This is a genomic window from Nocardia sp. BMG111209 (assembly GCF_000381925.1).
Classification (GTDB): Bacteria; Actinomycetota; Actinomycetes; order Mycobacteriales; family Mycobacteriaceae; genus Nocardia.
This window is the reverse complement of record NZ_KB907309.1, coordinates 1,505,081-1,522,274: the sequence shown is the minus strand read 5'-3', so window position 1 is coordinate 1,522,274 and position 17,194 is coordinate 1,505,081. Positions and strand designations below refer to the sequence as shown.

The window sequence follows — 17,194 nt, the reverse complement described above, 5'->3', positions numbered from 1 at the left end:
CGCGCACAAGGGTTCCGGCTATCCGGCGGCGGGCACCGCCGGCCGCGCCGGTTCGGCCGTCCGGGTCCGGGCGAACCAGGTGGCATGAAAGGCCCACGCGTAGCCCGCGACCAGGCCCACCGCGATGAGACCCGCGGGCAGCGCGTGCTGCGACATCCACACCGCCAGGTACCGGTAGGACAGCAGCAGCCCGGCGAGCAGCGCCACGCCGCTACCGACCAGGGTGATCCGGGTGCGATCCCAGCCGCGGGCGGGGGCGCGCAACGCCGACTCGACGGTGAGGCACAGCACGAATCCCGCGACCAGATCACTGCCGTAGTGGTAGCCGAAGCCCAGCGTGGCCGTCAGCGTGCACACCAGCCAGAAGGCGCCGGCCCAGCGCAGCCAGCGCGGCGCGCGCGCCTCGTCGGTATCGCGGCGGGAGTGCAGGAACAGCGAGGTCGCCCAGGCCGTGTGCATCGAGGGCATGCAGTTGCGCGGGGTGTAGGTGTCGAACGGCAGCGCGGCCGGCGCGTGATCCAGCGGCGGCACGGCGTGCGGCCAGTAGTCGCCGAGTTGCAGGCCGTGGCCGTCGGGCCCGAATGCGAAGGCCGGGCCCACCACCGGGAACAGCACGTAGATGATCGGCCCGACCAGGCCGACGGTCAGGAAGGTCCGGACCAGGTAGTGTTGCGGCCACACGCCGGTGCGCACCACATGGCGCAACTGCCACACCGCGACCACCATCGCGGCCACCGGCAGTTCGATGTACACCCAGTGCAGCACCGCGTAGACCTGCGGCCCGAGCGCCGCGACCACCCGGCCGAGCAGCCAGGACGGTTCGCCGAAGGCGTGATCGGCGAGCACCACGTAGCGATCCAGCACCCGCGGCCCGGCCAGCACCGTGATGTGCAGCCAGACGTCGCCCACCTTGGTGGCGAGGATCAGCAGTGCGCCGAGGGCGGCGGCGTGCAGCGCGTTGCTCTTGTCCCGGCCCTCCCAGCCGAACCAGGCCACCAGCGCCAGGCCGGTCAGCGCCAGTACCGGACCGTTGCCGAAGGTCAGCGGGCCGCCGAGCAGCACCCGGACGATCGCGTACGCCGCGTCCAGGGCGATCGCCGCGCCGAGGGTGAGAAAGCGCCGCCGCCAGGACAATCCGATCAGCGCCAGCGCGAGACCCGCCCACGGCACCGAAACCGAGGCGGGGGTACCCGCGTAATCCGACCAGAGGCTCTGCAGCGGACCCTCGAATCCGCGCCGGGCCGCCACGAATTGCAGGGCGAGCAGGAACAGGGGTACGGCCGCGACCGCGGCGACCACCAGCATCTGCCTCGACGGCATCCGGGGTCGACCACGGCGAGCCACACCACCGAGGTCGGAGCGGGGGTCGTCGAGAAGCACGACGACAATAGTAAACATACGATGAACGTCACCCCCCTGGGCAACTGAATCAGCGGCCACCGTACGGCAACGACAACCTCACCGCGGGTCACGAAACGCACCCGATCGCGATCCGGCCGGATGATCCGGCCGAGCGCCCCGGGCAGGGGACGGTTCAGGAATCGAGTTCGCGCACCAAGGCGTCGACGACGGCGACCAGATCACCCTGGGTGGCGGCCGCCACCCGGCGTTGCCGCTGGTAGGAGGCGCCGCGCTTGGGGATTTCGGCGACCGAGGCCAGCTCCTTCTCGCAGCCGAGCAGCTTCGCGGTGGGCTCCAGCCGGTTGAGCAGATCGGTCAGATCCTCGGTGACGAGCCGCTCGTTGCTGTCGGCGTCGGTGATGACGATCGCGTCCAGTCCGTAGCGAGCCGCCCGCCACTTGTTCTCCTGGACGTGCCATGGCGGAATAGTGGGCAATGTCTCACCGGCGCCGACCCGCGCATCGATATCCACGACCAGGCAGTGGATCAGCGCCACCAACGCGGAAAGTTCGGTGCGCGTGGGCATTCCGTCGCACACCCGGACCTCGATGGTGCCCCACTTCGGCGCCGGGCGGATATCCCAGTGCATACCGCCGAGCTGCTCGATCACCCCGGTCTTCAACTGATCGCGCACGAAAGACTCGAACTGCGACCAGTGCTCGAACTGGAACGGCAGTCCGGCGGTCGGCAGCTGCTGGAACATCAGCGCGCGGTTGCTGGCGTATCCGGTGTCGAGACCGGACCACATCGGCGACGAGGCCGACAGCGCGAGCAGATGCGGATAGGACAGCAGCAGGTGGTTGAGGATCGGAAAGACCTTGTCCGGGTGCGAAACTCCCACGTGCACATGCACGCCCCAGATGAGCATCTGCCGGCCCCACCACTGGGTGCGCTCGATCAGCTCGTCGTAGTGCGGGGACCGGGTGAGCACCTGCGTCGACCACTGCGCGAAGGGATGCGTTCCGGCACAGAACAAGTCGACGCCCAGCGGATCGGCGGCGCGGCGGACCGCGTCCATCGTGCCGGACAGATCGTCGACGACCTCCGCGACGGTGTCGTGGATACCGCTGACGATCTCGACGGTGTTGCGCAGCAGTTCCTTGGTGACCTGCGGGCGGCCGTCCGCGGCGCGCAGATCACCGACCTCGTCGAAAACCGCTGCGGCGGTGTTGGACAGATCGCGCGTGCGCTTGTCGACGAGCGCGATCTCCCATTCGACGCCCAGAGTGGGGCGAGGCGAGCTGTTCCAGTGAACCGTGTGATGGCCTGCCCCGCCCATGTTCTCCCCCGTTTACCCGACGACGCCGCAGGCCACCCGGGCGCCCGCGTCACCCGTGGCCATGGTCTCCGCATCCGGGCCGGTGGCGCCACCGGCCTGCGTGTACCGGCTGGGAATGTTGCCGAAATTGTCCGCACCGGCGTGGACGATGACGGCCTTACCCTTCACATCGTCCAGGGTGACGGAATCGGTGGTGGTGACCAGCTTCGCGGTGCCGTCCTGACGCACCTCCAGCGAGGTCAGATCACCGCTGGCCGGCTTGGTCATCGTGTCGCCGAGCTGCAGATGTCCACCGGCGGAAAGGAAGTCGCCCGCCGGGCCGCCGGTCGGGGCGACCGAATTGGCCTCGCACTTGCCGACCGAATGGAAGTGCAGACCGTGGAAACCCTGCTTGAGTCCGTGCGCATCGATGGTGAGCTCGAGGTGGTTACCCGACTTCACGATGGTGACGGTGCCGACCGAGGCGCCCCCGGCGTCCTTCAGATCCGCCTTCAGCGAATCGCCCGGGTTGGCGCCGTGCTCGCCGCCCTGCTGACCCGTGGCCGTCGCGGCGCCGCTCGGCGCCGCGGCGCCGGTCCACACCGGGGGCGTGGTGCCCTTGACGTCACTCGACTCCTGGCTGTTGGAGCAGGCCGCGAGGCCGAGCACCGCGACCGCCAGCACCGGGGTCACAGTCCACCAGGAGGGGCGACGAGTTGTGGACGGGGCCATCGGGGAACTCCTTTACGAGTACCGAGTTTACGAGGTTGAGCTGCCTATCGGATTCGTTACCGGACAAGATGATGCCAGAGCCGTTATGCAGTCCGCGCAGGGGCTCGCTTGCCTGTGCTGCCGCGCTCCGGTACCACCCGGGTACCCCGCGATCAGTGTTTCAGTTGCCCGTGACGATCACGATCACGCCCGGCGGCGAGTCGGCTATCCCGGGGAACCGGGGCTCGGCCGTGACACCCAGATCGGCCGCGATGGCCTGCGCCGCCGCCTTCTCCTGCGGCGATGTGCCGTAGTAGACGGTCGTGCGCGCCACCACGCCCTCCGGATAGTTGCCCGTCTCGGTGACATTCCAGCCACCGGAGGTCAACTGGGTACCGGTCTTCGCGGCCAGGCCCGCGATGGTGCTGTTGTTGAGCACCCGCACCGGCACCGACTTGTCCACCGGCGCAGGGGAATTCGCAGGTGGCGGGGGCGGGGCGGGGGCCGCGGTGGTGGTCGGCGCGGCGGGAGCCTCGGCGGCCGGGGACGATTCGGCGGTTGTGGTGGATGTCACCACCGGCGCGGACGTGGCGGCGGGCACCGCGGAGCGCGATACCGGGACGGTCGAGGTGGGCGCCTGCGCGACCGTCGTCTGCGAGCCCGAGGACTCGGACTTGGACAACGACATCGCGCCGAGACCGGCGAACACGATGGCCACGGCGATCAGAACCATCGCGAGCGCACGCAGCGGCGGTCCACCCGATGGCGGATTCGGGGTGCTCACCGGCTCAACCCTAGTAGCGACCATGTCCGGATGCCCGCATCACACCTGGAAGCCGAGCTTGCGTGCCGCTCGGGCCTTCTGGCGGCTGGCCCGCAACCGGCGCAGCCGTTTGACCAGCATGGGGTCGGCCTCCAGCGCCTCCGGCCGATCGACCACGGCGTTGAGTACCTGGTAGTAGCGGGTGGCGGACAGGCCGAACAGCTCGCGGATGGCCTCCTCCTTGGCGCCGGCGTACTTCCACCATTTGCGCTCGAAGGCGAGGATGTCGAGTTCGCGGCGGCTGAGGCCGTCGGCCTCGTCCGGGTCGGAGGCCGCGGCGGATGCCGCAGTGACGTCGGAGGAGGCCGGAACCGAATCGTCCACCGGTGCGGACAGATTCCGAGCCGCTGCGCCGTCCATATCGCTCCCTCGCCGTAGAACCACCAGACCGATACGTTGCCGCCCATTGAACCACGAATGCGCGCGTACCCAGATCCGCTCCGGCGTGTCCGGGCCCGATCGGCGCGTATCCGGGCGCGTCCGCATCGCCGGGGCGAGGGTCGGCGCCGGTAGGGATTCGGCGGCGCAATCGCTCCTCAGTAGAGTGACCCCTTATGGCGATTCTCCCGATCCGCATCGTCGGCGACCCGGTACTGCACTCCCCGACCCATCCGGTCACCGCGTCCCCGGACGAGCTCGCCCAACTGATCGCGGACATGTACGAGACCATGGACGCCGCCCACGGGGTGGGCCTGGCGGGTAATCAGGTCATCATCGAGCACGAGGACGAGAAGTCACCGCGGCTGTTCGTCTTCGACTGCCCGGATCCGGCCGCCGACGGCGCGACGACCCACCGCCGCGGCGTGGTGGTCAATCCGGTGCTGGAGACCTCGGAGATTCCGGAGACCATGCCCGATCCGGACGACGACGACGAGGGCTGCCTCTCGGTGCCGGGCGAGCAGTTCCCCACCGGCCGCGCCGATTGGGCGCGGGTCACCGGCACCGACGAGACCGGCGCGGAGGTGACCATCGAGGGCCGCGGCTTCTTCGCGCGCATGTTGCAGCACGAGGTCGGCCACCTGAACGGATATCTGTACACGGACGTGCTGATCGGCCGCAACGCCCGCGCGGCGAAGAAGGCCATCAAGCGCAACGGCTGGGGGCAGCCGGGGCTGAGCTGGGTGCCGGGCACGGTGCCGGATCCGTTCGGGCATGACGACTGAGTTCTCCGGCGATCCGATGTTCGAGCAGAATCCGATCGGGCACCGGGTGGTGGTGCGTTATCGCCTGCCCGCCGGGCAGTCCCATGCGTTCACCGATGTGATCGGCGTACTGGTGGCCCTGGATCCACCGACCGTGCGCACCGCCGACGACGCCGTCATCGCCATCGCGCCCGATTCGATCGTGGCGCTGAAGCCCTTGGGCCCCAGGCCGATTCGCATCGGTGAGATCCGCGCGCTGGAGGCCGCGGCCGCCGACGGCTGGCCCGGACTGGAGTACGAGCTCATCGACGGCTGGCTCGCGGCGGCCGGTCACGGCTATACCGGCCGCGCCAATTCCGCTGTGCCGCTGGGTGATTCGCACACCGGCGCACCCGCGGCCGAGCTCGACCCGAATGTGCTGCTGCGGCTGGACCTCTGGTATTCCGGGCACAGCCTGCCGCTGCGCCTGCGGCTGCCGGACCGGCTGGGTACGGTGCCGCCGCACTGGCACGTCTGGGGCGAGACCCGGGTGCTGGGCGTCGACATCGGGAACGTGGTGCTGCCGCAGGGACCGGCGATGGTGCGGATCGATCCCGTGCCGGCGCCGGAATGGCTGGAGCTGCGCCGCTTCTCGGGTGAGGACGCCGCCGACGTGGTCCCGCCGGAACCGGACGAGGCGGTGCTCACCGCGGTGCGCGACGGCGTCGTCGGTTTCGCGGCGCTGGGCCTGCCGAATCCGCTCGCGATCGGCCGCGGCGCGGTGACCACCGCACCGGACGGCCGGCGCTGGGTGGGCCTGACGGGCATCACGGTCGCGGCCCCGCACCGCCGCCAGGGTCTGGGCACGCTGGTCTGCGCGGAACTGCTGCGCTGGGGCCACAAGCACGGCGCCACGCACGCCTACGTCCAGGTCGACGCCGCCAACGAACCGGCCCTGGAGTTGTACCGCGACATGGGTTTCCTGGACCATCACGGCTACCGCTACGCTGCACCGACACCTCCGTGAGCCGAGAGAAGGCGGGGCGCCCCTGATGCGGTTGGCCACCTGGAACGTGAATTCGATCCGGTCCCGGCTGGATCGGGTCGTCGACTGGCTGGATCGCGCCGATATCGACGTGCTGGCGATCCAGGAGACCAAGTGCCGCGACGATCAGTTCCCGGCCGAGCGCTTCGCCGAGGCCGGATACGAGGTGGCGCACATCGGGCTCAGCCAGTGGAACGGGGTGGCGATCGCCTCCCGGATCGGCCTCGACGACGTCGAGATCGGCTTCCCGGGTCAGCCCGGATTCGACAAGGACGCGGCGGATTCGCTGTTGAGCGCCCCGGTGGTCGAGGCCCGCGCGATCGGCGCCACCTGCGGCGGGGTCCGGGTATGGAGCCTGTACGTGCCCAACGGCCGCGCACTCGACGATCCGCACTACACCTACAAGCTGGAATGGCTTGCCGCCCTTCAGGAGACGAGCGAGCGATGGCTGGCCACGGATCCGGAGGCGCAGATCGCGCTGGTCGGCGACTGGAATATCGCACCCACCGACGACGATGTCTGGTCACCGGCCTTCTTCGCCGGGAAAACCCATGTGTCCGTACCGGAACGGAACGCCTTCGCCGCCATCGTGGACACCGGATTCGCCGATGTGCTGCGCCCGTTCGCACCCGGCCCCGGCGTCTACACCTACTGGGACTACACCCAGCTGCGCTTCCCCCGCAAGGAGGGCATGCGCATCGACTTCGTCCTCGCCTCCCCGGCGCTGGCCGCCCGGGTCACCGACGCATCGGTCGACCGGGAGGAGCGAAAGGGCAAGGGCGCCAGCGATCATGCGCCCGTCGTGGCCGAACTCAGGCCGGACGGGTCTTGATCGCGTCCTGCGAGATGTACACGTCCCAGCTGCCGGTGGTGGCGATCACCGCGTTGCCGTAGGCCGAGCGCACGAACGGTTTCGTGTACCAGGAGTGCTGCTGCATGTCGTTGAAGAAGTTCTCGTCGCTGCCGCCGACGAAGGTCTGGTTCTGCTTCACCGCGACCCCGTCGAGCCGCTCACCGAACAGCCGGGTCACCTGATAGCCGGAGTGGAATCCCATGGTGTTGACCCAGTGCTGCAATTCGACGATATCGGCCTGCAGGACCCACATATCGCCCTCGATCCGATACTTCTGGTGCTGCTCGGCGTGACCGCGGTCGCCGAACAGTGTGAGATCCACATCCAGGCTGTGCGGCGTCCCGGCGACCGGCGTGGCCACCACATGCGCGGCCTTCACCTCGCCGGTGAGACCGAGATAGGTCTGGAGCAGGGTGGTACCCCACAGGACCACCCCGGCGAGCAGGATCAGTACGATCCCGCCCGAGCCGTGCCGGGCGAGGGCGCCCCGGCCGACCTTGCGCATGCGGACGAACCCCAATACGAACAGTGCGAGTGCCAGCACCACCATCGCGATGAGCAGCGTTTGAATCCAGCCGAAGGCCACCGGGTAGACCATGCCCTAGTTGTACCGCCAGCGGCCGTATTTACACCAGAGTGGAAAAGTCTTCTGTCGGAACGCCGCCGGAACGGCCGGGATCACCGCCCCATGATCAGAACGCGTCCTCGTCCAGGCGCATGATGTCGCAGTCGATGGTCTCCAGTACCGCCCGCACCCCGCTGAGCAGCGGCAGCCGGTTCTTCGCGAACCACGAAGCGACAGCGGCCTTTCCGGTGTAGAACAGCCGGTCCTTGTCGCTGGGCCGCGCGTCCAGCGCGGCCAGCGCCACCTTCGCCTGTTCCAGCAGCCGCCAGCCGATGACGAGATCGCCCGCCGCGTGCAGGAAGCGCACCGAGCCGAGCCCGACCTTGTAGATCTCCTCCGGTTCCTGTTGCGAGAGCACCAGATACTTGGTCAGCACGGAGACCATGGCCTGGACGTCGGTGAGGGCCGCGTTCAGCAGCGCCTGTTCGGTCTTCAGCCGGTCGCCCGGGATCGGCGTCTCGGCGAACTTCTGCACCAGCCCCGCCACATGCGCCAGCGATCGGCCGTTGTCGCGAATGATCTTGCGGAAGAAGAAGTCCTGGGCCTGGATCGCGGTGGTGCCCTCGTACAGCGAGTCGATCTTCACGTCCCGGATGTACTGCTCGACCGGATAGTCCTGCAGATATCCGGAGCCGCCGTAGGTCTGCAACGTCTCGGTGAGGGCCTCGTAGGCGCGCTCGGATCCGACGCCCTTGACGATGGGTAGCAGCAGATCGTTGACGTGCGCGGCGGTTTCGGCGTCCGCGCCGAAATTCGCCGCGGCCAGGTCCGCGTCCTGATACGCCGAGGTGTACATGTACAGCGCCCGGATGCCCTCGGCGTACGCCTTCTGCAGCATCAGGCTGCGCCGCACGTCCGGGTGCCGGCTGATGGTGACGCGCGGCGCGGTCTTGTCCGTCATCCGGGTCAGATCGGCGCCCTGGATGCGAATCTTGGCGTATTCCAGGGCATTCAGGTAACCGCTGGACAGGGTGCCGGCGGACAGCACGCCCACCATCATCCGGGCCCCCTCGATCACCCGGAACATCTGCGCGATCCCGTCGTGCATCCCGCCGACGAGGTAGCCGACCGCGGGATGTGTTGCGCCGAAGGTCAATTCACAGGTAGGCGAGGACTTGATGCCCATCTTGTGCTCGAGGTTGGTGACGTACACGCCGTTGCGTTCGCCGAGTTCCATGGTCTCGGGGTCGAATCGGACCTTCGGCACCACGAACATGGACAGGCCCTTGGTGCCGGGCCGTGCGCCCGCCGGCCGGGCCAGCACCAGATGCAGGATGTTGTCCGCGGTGTCACCGACGTCACCGCCGGAGATGAATCGCTTGACGCCCTCCAGATGCCAGGTGCCGTCGGGCTGTTCGATCGCCTTGGTCCGGCCCGCGCCGACATCGGAGCCGGCGTCCGGCTCGGTCAGCACCATCGTTCCGCCCCAACGGTTCTCCCACGCGTGGGTGGCCCAGCGCTGCTGCTCCGCGGTGCCCTCGTGGTACAGCACCCGGTGCAGGGAGGGGCCCATGTTGAAGAAGCTCGCGGCGTTGTGCGCGGCGACGATCATCTCCTGCACCGCCCACACCACCGGCGGCGGCACGTCCACGCCGCCCATCTCCGGCGGCATGCCCAGCGCCGACCAGCCCGCCTCGTTCACGGCGGAGACCGTCTTGCGCATGGAATCCGGCACGATGACGGTGTGGTTCGCCGCGTCGAACTGGACCGGATTGCGGTCGGCGTCGACGAACGATTCGGCGACCGGGCCCTCCGCCAGCCGCAGCACCTCGTGCAGCATGCTGCGCACGGTCGCGGCGTCGAGGTCGCCGTATCTGCCGGACTCCAGCGCCTCCCCCACCCCGTGCATCTCGAACAGGTTGAACTCGATGTCGCGCAGGTTCGCCTTGTAGTGCCCCACGTCGCTCTCCTCGCCGTCCCGGTGATTCGCCTCGTGCGTCCGCTTCGTGAGGTTGCCGCATCCGCGCAGGACTACGCAACCGTAAGAAACAACACTGCCTACCTGCGGTTATCGAATGTTTGCCAAATATTGCCGCTACCGGTCTTGCCGCCCGGCCGGGCGTGTCGGCGATCGCTCGCTGCTATCGTCTGGCCCATGGCTGGCACGGGTTCGGAAGCGGTGGCACGACCGCGGGCGCGAGCGCAGCATCTGGGCCCCGAACGCCGGCGTCCGCACGTGCTCGACACCGCACTGCAGATCGCGGTGTCGGAGGGTATCGCCGCGGTGACCATCGCGGCGGTCGCGGAGCGCATGCACGTCACCCGGCCCGTGGTGTACGCCTGCTTCGCCGACCGGGTGGAATTGATCGATGCGCTGATCCAGCGCGAGGAACGGTATCTCGTGCGCGGTATCACCGACGCGCTGCCGCGGCGCCGGGTCGAGGCCGACGAGACGGTGTTCGTCGAGGGCTTCCGGGCGCTGCTGGATACCGTGTCGGCCCGTCCCGACACGTGGAAACTGTTGTACGGCAACCCGGATCCCGCGGTGGCGGGCTCGTTCGGCCGGGGCCGCCGGCTGGCGGTCGAGCGCTGCACCCGGCGGTTGCGGCCCACCCTGCGGGCATGGGGCACCGCCGACGCCGAGCGCAAACTGCCCGCCCTGGTGGAGCTGTGGGTGTCCGCCGGTGAGGGCGCGGTCCGCACCCTGCTCGCCGGCGACAATTTGTGGAGCACAACGGAACTGGGTGCCCTGGTGGGTACCGCGGTGTACCGCGCGCTGCGGCACTCCTGACCGCTGCGGCCCCGGCCGACCCCGGATCAGTTGCGGCCGAATCGGTTTCGTACCGCCCGGGTGGTCCGGGCACCGACGCCGGCCAGGGCGACCAACGGCAGTACCGATTTCGGATCGTAGGGCTGCCGCCAGAAGCCGCCGTGCGCGGCGTCCCCGTACAACAGCGCCTCCGGCTGGCCGTCCAGGTCGGATACCGGGGCGGCGAGGTCGGCGACCAGCTTCGCGGCCATCAGATAGCGCGCGGTATCGGCCGGGAAGATCCGCACCCCGAAGAATTCGGCGCCGGAGTAGGCGATCTCGAACATCGCGTTCCTCGTCACCGAGCGGGTCCAGGCGGCCGGGGCGACGTTGCACGAGACCGGATGCCCGGCCGCGGCGGCGGTCAGGGCCCGCCAGCGCTGTAACCGCTTGGCCAGCGCGTAGTTCGGGCCCTGCAACGGCAGCAGCATGTCGGCGACGCCCCAGCGCGAACCGCCGGGTCCGGCGTGGGTGATCGGATACGCGCGCCGCCCGATCCGGCCGCGGCTGACCGCGCGCAGCCCGTCGCAGGTGGCGGCGGTCAGCCGGCCGGGCGGGCGCCGGATGCCGTCCACGATCGGGCCGGGCACCAGATAGGCGTCGGTCGGCGTGCCGAGGTAGGCCAGCGCGGTACCGGGCCGCTGCTCGAGCAGCCGGGTGGCGAGCAGATCGGCGGCCGCGGTGAGCGTGACGTGCCGCGGGCCGTCGGCGTAGCCGTACATGCCGAGCACCAGTTGCCGGTCGCCCGCGGCGGCCGCCCGGATCCAGGCGGCGACCTCGCCCACCGCCGCGGCGACGTTCAGCCCGGCGACGCCGTCCGAATCCCGTTGCGGCACAGTCACCGAACCGGCGCCGCGGCGCGCGATGCCCGCGATCCGATCGGCCACCGCGGGCACCGGCACATCCAGCGCGAGTAGTTGCGCGCCCCATTCGCTCAGCGGCTCCAGCGGGCCCATCTCCGCGCCCGCGCCGATCAGCACGAGTTGCCGGCCCGGCAGCGCCAGCAGCGACGGATCATCGATCACCCGCTCCAGCGCGGCGACGAATCCGGGTTCCAGCGCGCCGAGATCGCGCCAGCGGTACAGCCGGTCGCGCAGGGCGGCGCCCGCCAGCCGAATTCCGTGATACGGCACCGACAGCTCCCGAGCCGGATCCGATTCCCCGTGCACCGTCACGGTTTTCGCGGTGACGGTGTCCGGCCAGACCAGCTCCGTCAGTGGCGCCTCCCCGGATTCGCCGCGGTGGTGCAACATCCGGCGCATCGCGGCCAGGCCGTCGGCCGCGATGCCGAGTACCGGGGCGCCGCCGCGCGCGCCGGCCGCGGTGACCGCGACGTAGTGGTCGATGTACTCCGTGCGCCAGTTGCCCGCCGCCGCGATCCGGTCGGCCTGATAGGGATCCCAGCCCCGAACCGCCGCCGCCAGGATCGCCGCACCGGTCGCGGTGGAGGACCGGGAACCGTCCACCTCCGGAAAGACCACACCCCACTCGTCGCCAGCTGACATCTCCGCCGCCTTCGCTCGTATTTCTCGGGTAGCCGTCTCGCAGTGCCCGACAGGGTACCGCCGGGCGGCGGTCGCACCCGGGACCCGAATCGGTCGCGGCGCGCGGGGGCGGCCGAGTATCGTCGACGGTCGTACCTCCGGGTACGGCACAACGACATATCGGCAGTAAGCACTGCGCAGTAGGTCACTGCGCAGTGAGCAGTGATCAACGGGGGCTCGCACCAGCGGGCTGAGAGGACGGCTAGCCCTTCTACGGGCGGATCAGGGCCGTCGACCGTACGAACCTGACCGGGTAATGCCGGCGTAGGGAGGATTTCGAATGTCATCGAACCGTGTCGCGGCCGACCAGGTCGTGGATACCGTCACCACGGGTCCCATTCAGGGCAGCGCCAAACACTATCGGGAGATCGACGCCGACGGCACCGCACTGCGCATTCCGGTGCGGCGGGTCGGGCTGAGCACCGGCGACCATTTCGACGTGTACGACACCTCCGGCCCGTACACCGACGACGCCGCCGTCATCGATGTCGAGGCCGGCTTGCCGAAACTCCGCGATTCCTGGGCGAAGCCGCAGGTCCCCGGCCCGCGGACGCAGCTGGCCTGGGCTCGGGCGGGGATCGTCACCACCGAGATGCGTTATATCGCCGAGCGCGAGGGCGTCTCCCCCGAATTGGTGCGCGCGGAGGTGGCCGCGGGTCGCGCGGTCGTCCCGGCGAATCATCGCCATCCCGAATCCGAGCCGATGATCATCGGCAAGAAGTTCGCCGTGAAGATCAACGCGAACATCGGGAATTCCGCCGTCACCTCCTCGATCGCCGAGGAGGTGGAGAAGATGGTGTGGGCCACCCGCTGGGGCGCCGACACCATCATGGACCTGTCCACCGGCCGCAACATCCACGAGACCCGCGAGTGGATCCTGCGCAATTCGCCGGTCCCGGTCGGCACCGTGCCGATCTATCAGGCGCTGGAGAAGACGAACGGCGATCCCACCGAGCTCAGCTGGGAGTTGTACCGCGACACCGTGATCGAGCAGTGCGAGCAGGGTGTGGACTACATGACCGTGCACGCGGGCGTGCTGCTGCGCTACGTGCCGCTGACCGCGAAACGGGTCACCGGCATCGTCTCCCGCGGCGGATCGATCATGGCGGCCTGGTGCCTGGCCCACCACACCGAATCGTTCCTGTACACGAATTTCGAAGAGCTGTGCGAGATCCTGGCGCGCTACGACGTCACGTTCTCCCTCGGTGACGGCCTGCGGCCCGGTTCGATCGCCGACGCGAACGACGAGGCGCAGTTCGCCGAGCTGCGCACCCTGGGCGAGCTGACCGGGATCGCGAAATCGCACGGCGTCCAGGTGATGATCGAGGGCCCGGGTCACGTGCCGATGCACAAGATCGTGGAGAACGTCCGGCTCGAGGAGGAATGGTGCGAGGAGGCGCCGTTCTACACGCTCGGCCCGCTGGCCACCGATATCGCGCCCGGCTACGACCACATCACCTCGGCCATCGGGGCGTCGATCATCGCGCAGGCCGGCACGGCGATGCTGTGCTACGTCACGCCGAAGGAACATCTGGGCCTGCCCGATCGCGACGACGTGAAGACCGGCGTGATCACCTACAAGATCGCCGCCCACGCCGCCGATCTCGCCAAGGGGCATCCGCGGGCCCAGGAGCGCGACGACGCATTGTCCAAGGCGCGCTTCGAATTCCGCTGGCGCGACCAGTTCGCGCTGTCGCTGGATCCCGACACCGCCCGCGACTTCCACGACGAGACCCTGCCCGCCGAACCCGCCAAGACCGCACACTTCTGTTCCATGTGCGGGCCGAAGTTCTGCTCCATGCGCATCTCCGCGGATGTCCGGGAGTACGCGGAGAAGCACGGGCTCACCGGTGAACAGGCGCTGGGCGCCGGCATGTCGGAGAAGTCCGCGGAATTCGCGGAGGCGGGCAACCAGGTGTATCTGCCCGTCGTTTCCTGACCCGCATCGGAAATCGCTGCGGCGCAGTCGCTTCGCTGCGCCGCGGCCTCCGCGGGCGCCCGTCCCACCGCGGAGGCCGGGGCCGCCGCCAGGCCCCGGCCTCCGCCCTGGGACGGGAACCGCGACGATCCGCCGGGCCCACCTCACTGCGGGCCGGTGGTACGCCACCGATGCGCGAATTCGCCCGGTCGCGGTGGCGGACCGGGTAATTCGCCCGCGGTGGCGAGTCCGTCGATCAGCAGCGCCAGCACCCGGCGCCGCAGCACCGCGGTCCGCTCCGGATCGGGCAGGGTCACCGCGGCACACGCCTCCAGGATCAGCCCCAGATCGGCGATCGTGACGCCGGCGCGCAATCGCCCGGATCGCTGTGCGCGGGCGAGGATCCGCTCGTTCAGCTCGCCCGAGCGGCGTACCTCCGGCGCGAATTCGGCACTGGGCGTGAAGGTTCCGGCGAGCCGGACGGTCAGCGAGTGCACGTCGGCGGCCACCACCCGGTCCAGGAATTCCACCAGCGCCGGCCAGTCGTCCGGATTGTCCAGGGCCGCTTCGGCTTCCGTGTTGTAGCGGCGCAGCCCGTCGAGGCAGAGGGTACGCAGCAGCACCTCCTTCGAGGCGTAGCGGCGATAGAGCGCGCTGATGCCGACCCCGGCGCGCTCGGCGACGGCGGCGATCGGCGCCCCCGGATCGGTCAGGAAGACCTCGCGCGCGGCGGCCAGGATGATCCCGTCGTTGCGGGCGGCCTCGGCCCGGCGGCCGGACAGACCCGGTCGGACCGGGGGTTTCGCAGTCTCGGACATGTCCCCAGTCTACCGCTTGAAACGGAATGATCCGTTCTGTTATGGTCGAAACAGAACAAAGCATTCCGTTCCGACAGGAGAACACGATGACCGCGATCCACCCCTCCCGCATCGACATCCCGCAGTCGCGCGTCGACGATCTGACCGACCGGCTGCGCCGGACGCTGTGGCCGGACGAGCTGCCCGGCGCCGGCGACGGATACGGCGTCCCCGGCGACCGGGTGCGCGGGCTGGCGAAGTACTGGCTGGACGAATTCGACTGGCGGGCACTGGAATCGCGGCTGAACGCGTACCCGCAGTTCACCACCGCGATCGACGGCGAGGACATCCACTTCCTGCACGTCCGGTCGAGCCGGGCGGATGCGACGCCGGTGATCCTCACCCACGGCTGGCCGGGCTCGATCCTCGAATACCTGGACATCATCGCGCCGCTGACCGAGCCGGCGGACCCGCGGACGCCGGCCTTCCACGTGGTCCTCCCGTCGCTACCCGGCTTCGGATTCTCGGGCCCGACCCGCAGCACCGGCTGGAACCGGTACCGCACCGCGCGGGCCTGGCTGGAGCTGATGGACCGGCTCGGGTACCGGCGCTTCGGCGCCGTCGGCAACGACGGCGGTTCGTTCGTCTCCCCCGAGATCGGCCGGCTCGCGCCGGAGCGGGTGATCGGCGTCCATGTCACGCAGCTGTTCTCGTTCCCCTCCGGCGATCCGGCCGAATTCGAGGGGCTGCCGGCCGAGGATCACGCCGCGCTCGCCCATCTGCAGTGGTTCCTGGACAACAAGATGGCGTTCAACACCCTGCACAGCCAGCAACCGCAGACGCTGGCGTACGCGCTGGCGGATTCCCCGGTCGGCCTGCTGGGCTGGAACGCCCAGCTGTTCGGCGAATCGCTGGATCCGGAGTTCGTGATCGGCAATGTGGCGATCCACTGGCTCACCGGCACCGCGGGTTCCGCGATCCGCTTCTACTACGAGGATGCGCACACCGCCGAACATCCGCAGGGACCGACCACCGCGCCGACCGCGCTGGCCATGTTCGCGGGCGATTTCCGGTCGATCCGGCGCTTCGCCGAGCGCGATCACGCGGGCCTGGTCCGCTGGAACTCCTACGACGCCGGCCTGCCTGCCGGGGGCGCGAACGACGCCGCCGGGCACTACGCCGCGCACGAGGCGCCCGAGGTGCTCGTCGGCGACATCCGCGAATTCTTCGGCGGCCTCGGCTGAGTCGCGTCGCCGGATACCGCGGGCGAGACGGTCAGCCCGCGGCCGGGACCAGGGTGTTCGCCGAGCGGCGGCCGGCCAGATAGTCCTCGACGTTCGCGGCGGTCGTCGCGACGATCTGGCCGACCGCGGTCGCGGTGAAATACGCCTGATGCGAGGTGACCAGGACGTTCGGGAAGGTCATCAGGCGGGCCAGGGTGTCGTCGGCGATCCCCGCGAGGGATCGGTCGGTGAAGAACAGGCCCGTCTCCTCCTCGTACACGTCCAGGCCCACCCCGCGCAGCCGGCCCGCGCGCAGCGTTTCCACCAGCGCGTTCGCATCGACCAGTCCGCCGCGGCTGGAGTTGACGAGGATCGCGTCGTCGCGCATCCGACTCAGCGCGGTCGCATCGATCAGGTGGTGGGTGTCCGCGACCAGCGGCACGTGCAGGGACACCCGGTCCGATTCGGTGAGCAGCCGATCCAGCGCCACGTACTCCATACCCAGTTCGTCCCGGCAGAACGGGTTCTCGGCCACATCCCAGCCCAGCAGCCGGGCGCCGAATCCGTAACCGATCCGCGCAAAGGCGGCGCCGATCTTGCCGGTGCCGATGACACCCACCACGCTGCCGTGGATGTCGCGGCCGATCAGTCCGTCCAGCCGGAAGTCGAATTCCCGGGTGCGGTTGACCGCGCGCACCAGCCGCCGGTCGATCGCCGTCGCCAGGGTCCAGGCGAATTCGGCCACGGAATACGGTGAGTAATAGGAGACCCGCGCGACCGTGAAGCCCAGCTCCGCGGCGGCGGTCAGGTCGATGTTGTTGAAGCCGGTCGACCGCTGCGCGATCATCCGGGTGCCGCCGGCGGCGAGGATCCCCAGCGCGGCGGCGTCGAGCCGGGCGTTCACCCCGGTGCTGATCACCTCGTGCCCCGCCGCCAGCGGGGCGGTGTCGGTACTCAGGAATTCGGTCAGGCAGTGGACCCGGTGCCGATCGCCGAACGCGGCGACCAGCAGCGGCTGCTCGTCGGCCTGCACGCCGAACGCGAGGATCTCCATGCCGGTGACGCTAACCCGGTGTCACCGCGCCGGGCGGCGGCCGGGCGACTCGTTAGGCGGCCGTCACGCAAC

General features: G+C 69.6%; 16 protein-coding genes and 1 riboswitch. Of the genes, 6 read left to right on the top strand and 10 right to left on the bottom strand.

The genetic code is table 11. The features are described from left to right. Nucleotides 1–18: 18 nt before the first annotated feature. The 5 genes from G361_RS0138150 to G361_RS0138130 form a co-directional block, all read right to left on the bottom strand. A complete protein-coding gene (locus G361_RS0138150; RefSeq protein WP_019932417.1) occupies nucleotides 19–1,305 on the bottom strand; it encodes a phosphatase PAP2 family protein in 1,287 nt (428 codons plus the stop codon). A 229-nt stretch (nucleotides 1,306–1,534) separates the two neighbouring features. Further along, a complete protein-coding gene (locus tag G361_RS0138145; protein ID WP_019932416.1) occupies nucleotides 1,535–2,680 on the bottom strand; it encodes a glutamate--cysteine ligase in 1,146 nt (381 codons plus the stop codon). Nucleotides 2,681–2,692: 12 nt separating this feature from the next. Continuing rightward, complete coding sequence (locus tag G361_RS0138140) at nucleotides 2,693–3,391, bottom strand: superoxide dismutase[Cu-Zn] (RefSeq protein ID WP_026344011.1); 699 nt, start codon at nucleotides 3,389–3,391, stop codon at nucleotides 2,693–2,695. A 160-nt stretch (nucleotides 3,392–3,551) separates the two neighbouring features. Beyond that, on the bottom strand, nucleotides 3,552–4,154 hold the full coding sequence (locus G361_RS0138135; RefSeq protein WP_019932414.1) for a LytR C-terminal domain-containing protein: 603 nt from the start codon (nucleotides 4,152–4,154) through the stop codon (nucleotides 3,552–3,554). A 39-nt stretch (nucleotides 4,155–4,193) separates the two neighbouring features. Beyond that, nucleotides 4,194–4,553, bottom strand: a complete 360-nt coding sequence (locus G361_RS0138130) for a DUF3263 domain-containing protein (RefSeq protein WP_019932413.1) — start codon at nucleotides 4,551–4,553, stop codon at nucleotides 4,194–4,196. 194 nt (nucleotides 4,554–4,747) lie between these two features. Here G361_RS0138130 and G361_RS0138125 point away from each other — a divergent pair, with 194 nt between their 5' ends. Genes G361_RS0138125 through G361_RS0138115 form a run of 3 tightly spaced genes read left to right on the top strand, consistent with a single transcriptional unit; the run spans nucleotide 4,748 to nucleotide 7,191 of the window. Next, the gene (locus tag G361_RS0138125; RefSeq protein ID WP_019932412.1) at nucleotides 4,748–5,356 is read left to right on the top strand and encodes a peptide deformylase; all 609 of its coding nucleotides are present in this window, start codon (nucleotides 4,748–4,750) and stop codon (nucleotides 5,354–5,356) included. Further along, nucleotides 5,346–6,341 carry a GNAT family N-acetyltransferase gene (locus G361_RS0138120; protein ID WP_019932411.1) on the top strand — a complete coding sequence of 332 codons (996 nt, stop codon included), beginning with the start codon at nucleotides 5,346–5,348 and terminating at the stop codon, nucleotides 6,339–6,341. The genes G361_RS0138125 and G361_RS0138120 overlap by 11 nt, the downstream gene beginning before the upstream one ends. A 25-nt stretch (nucleotides 6,342–6,366) precedes the next feature. Further along, the gene (locus G361_RS0138115; protein ID WP_019932410.1) at nucleotides 6,367–7,191 is read left to right on the top strand and encodes an exodeoxyribonuclease III; all 825 of its coding nucleotides are present in this window, start codon (nucleotides 6,367–6,369) and stop codon (nucleotides 7,189–7,191) included. On the opposite strand, the gene G361_RS0138110 is transcribed toward G361_RS0138115, so the two are convergent. Together G361_RS0138110 and G361_RS0138105 are read right to left on the bottom strand one after the other, a co-directional pair. After that, nucleotides 7,172–7,810 carry a hypothetical protein gene (locus tag G361_RS0138110; RefSeq protein ID WP_019932409.1) on the bottom strand — a complete coding sequence of 213 codons (639 nt, stop codon included), beginning with the start codon at nucleotides 7,808–7,810 and terminating at the stop codon, nucleotides 7,172–7,174. The two genes, G361_RS0138115 and G361_RS0138110, sit on opposite strands and share 20 nt — an antisense overlap. A 94-nt stretch (nucleotides 7,811–7,904) precedes the next feature. Then, on the bottom strand, nucleotides 7,905–9,737 hold the full coding sequence (locus tag G361_RS0138105; protein WP_019932408.1) for an acyl-CoA dehydrogenase: 1,833 nt from the start codon (nucleotides 9,735–9,737) through the stop codon (nucleotides 7,905–7,907). Nucleotides 9,738–9,932: 195 nt separating this feature from the next. On the opposite strand from G361_RS0138105, the gene G361_RS0138100 reads away from it, so the two are divergent. Further along, nucleotides 9,933–10,568, top strand: a complete 636-nt coding sequence (locus tag G361_RS0138100) for a TetR family transcriptional regulator (protein WP_036496227.1) — start codon at nucleotides 9,933–9,935, stop codon at nucleotides 10,566–10,568. A 26-nt stretch (nucleotides 10,569–10,594) separates the two neighbouring features. On the opposite strand, the gene G361_RS46150 is transcribed toward G361_RS0138100, so the two are convergent. Beyond that, nucleotides 10,595–12,091 carry a hypothetical protein gene (locus tag G361_RS46150; RefSeq protein WP_063711930.1) on the bottom strand — a complete coding sequence of 499 codons (1,497 nt, stop codon included), beginning with the start codon at nucleotides 12,089–12,091 and terminating at the stop codon, nucleotides 10,595–10,597. Nucleotides 12,092–12,289: 198 nt separating this feature from the next. After that, nucleotides 12,290–12,418, top strand: a riboswitch (TPP riboswitch). On the opposite strand from G361_RS46150, the gene thiC reads away from it, so the two are divergent. After that, complete coding sequence (gene thiC / locus G361_RS0138090; protein ID WP_019932405.1) at nucleotides 12,411–14,069, top strand: phosphomethylpyrimidine synthase ThiC; 1,659 nt, start codon at nucleotides 12,411–12,413, stop codon at nucleotides 14,067–14,069. It overlaps the preceding riboswitch by 8 nt. 143 nt (nucleotides 14,070–14,212) lie before the next feature. On the opposite strand, the gene G361_RS0138085 is transcribed toward thiC, so the two are convergent. After that, nucleotides 14,213–14,866: a TetR/AcrR family transcriptional regulator gene (locus G361_RS0138085; RefSeq protein ID WP_019932404.1), complete on the bottom strand. Its 654-nt coding sequence runs from the start codon at nucleotides 14,864–14,866 to the stop codon at nucleotides 14,213–14,215. An 86-nt stretch (nucleotides 14,867–14,952) separates the two neighbouring features. Here G361_RS0138085 and G361_RS0138080 point away from each other — a divergent pair, with 86 nt between their 5' ends. After that, nucleotides 14,953–16,089, top strand: coding sequence for an epoxide hydrolase family protein (locus tag G361_RS0138080; protein WP_026344009.1), 1,137 nt, complete (start codon nucleotides 14,953–14,955; stop codon nucleotides 16,087–16,089). A 31-nt stretch (nucleotides 16,090–16,120) separates the two neighbouring features. On the opposite strand, the gene G361_RS0138075 is transcribed toward G361_RS0138080, so the two are convergent. Continuing rightward, entirely contained in the window at nucleotides 16,121–17,122 is a 1,002-nt protein-coding gene (locus G361_RS0138075; RefSeq protein ID WP_019932402.1) for a 2-hydroxyacid dehydrogenase, read from the bottom strand. Nucleotides 17,123–17,194 lie beyond the last annotated feature (72 nt).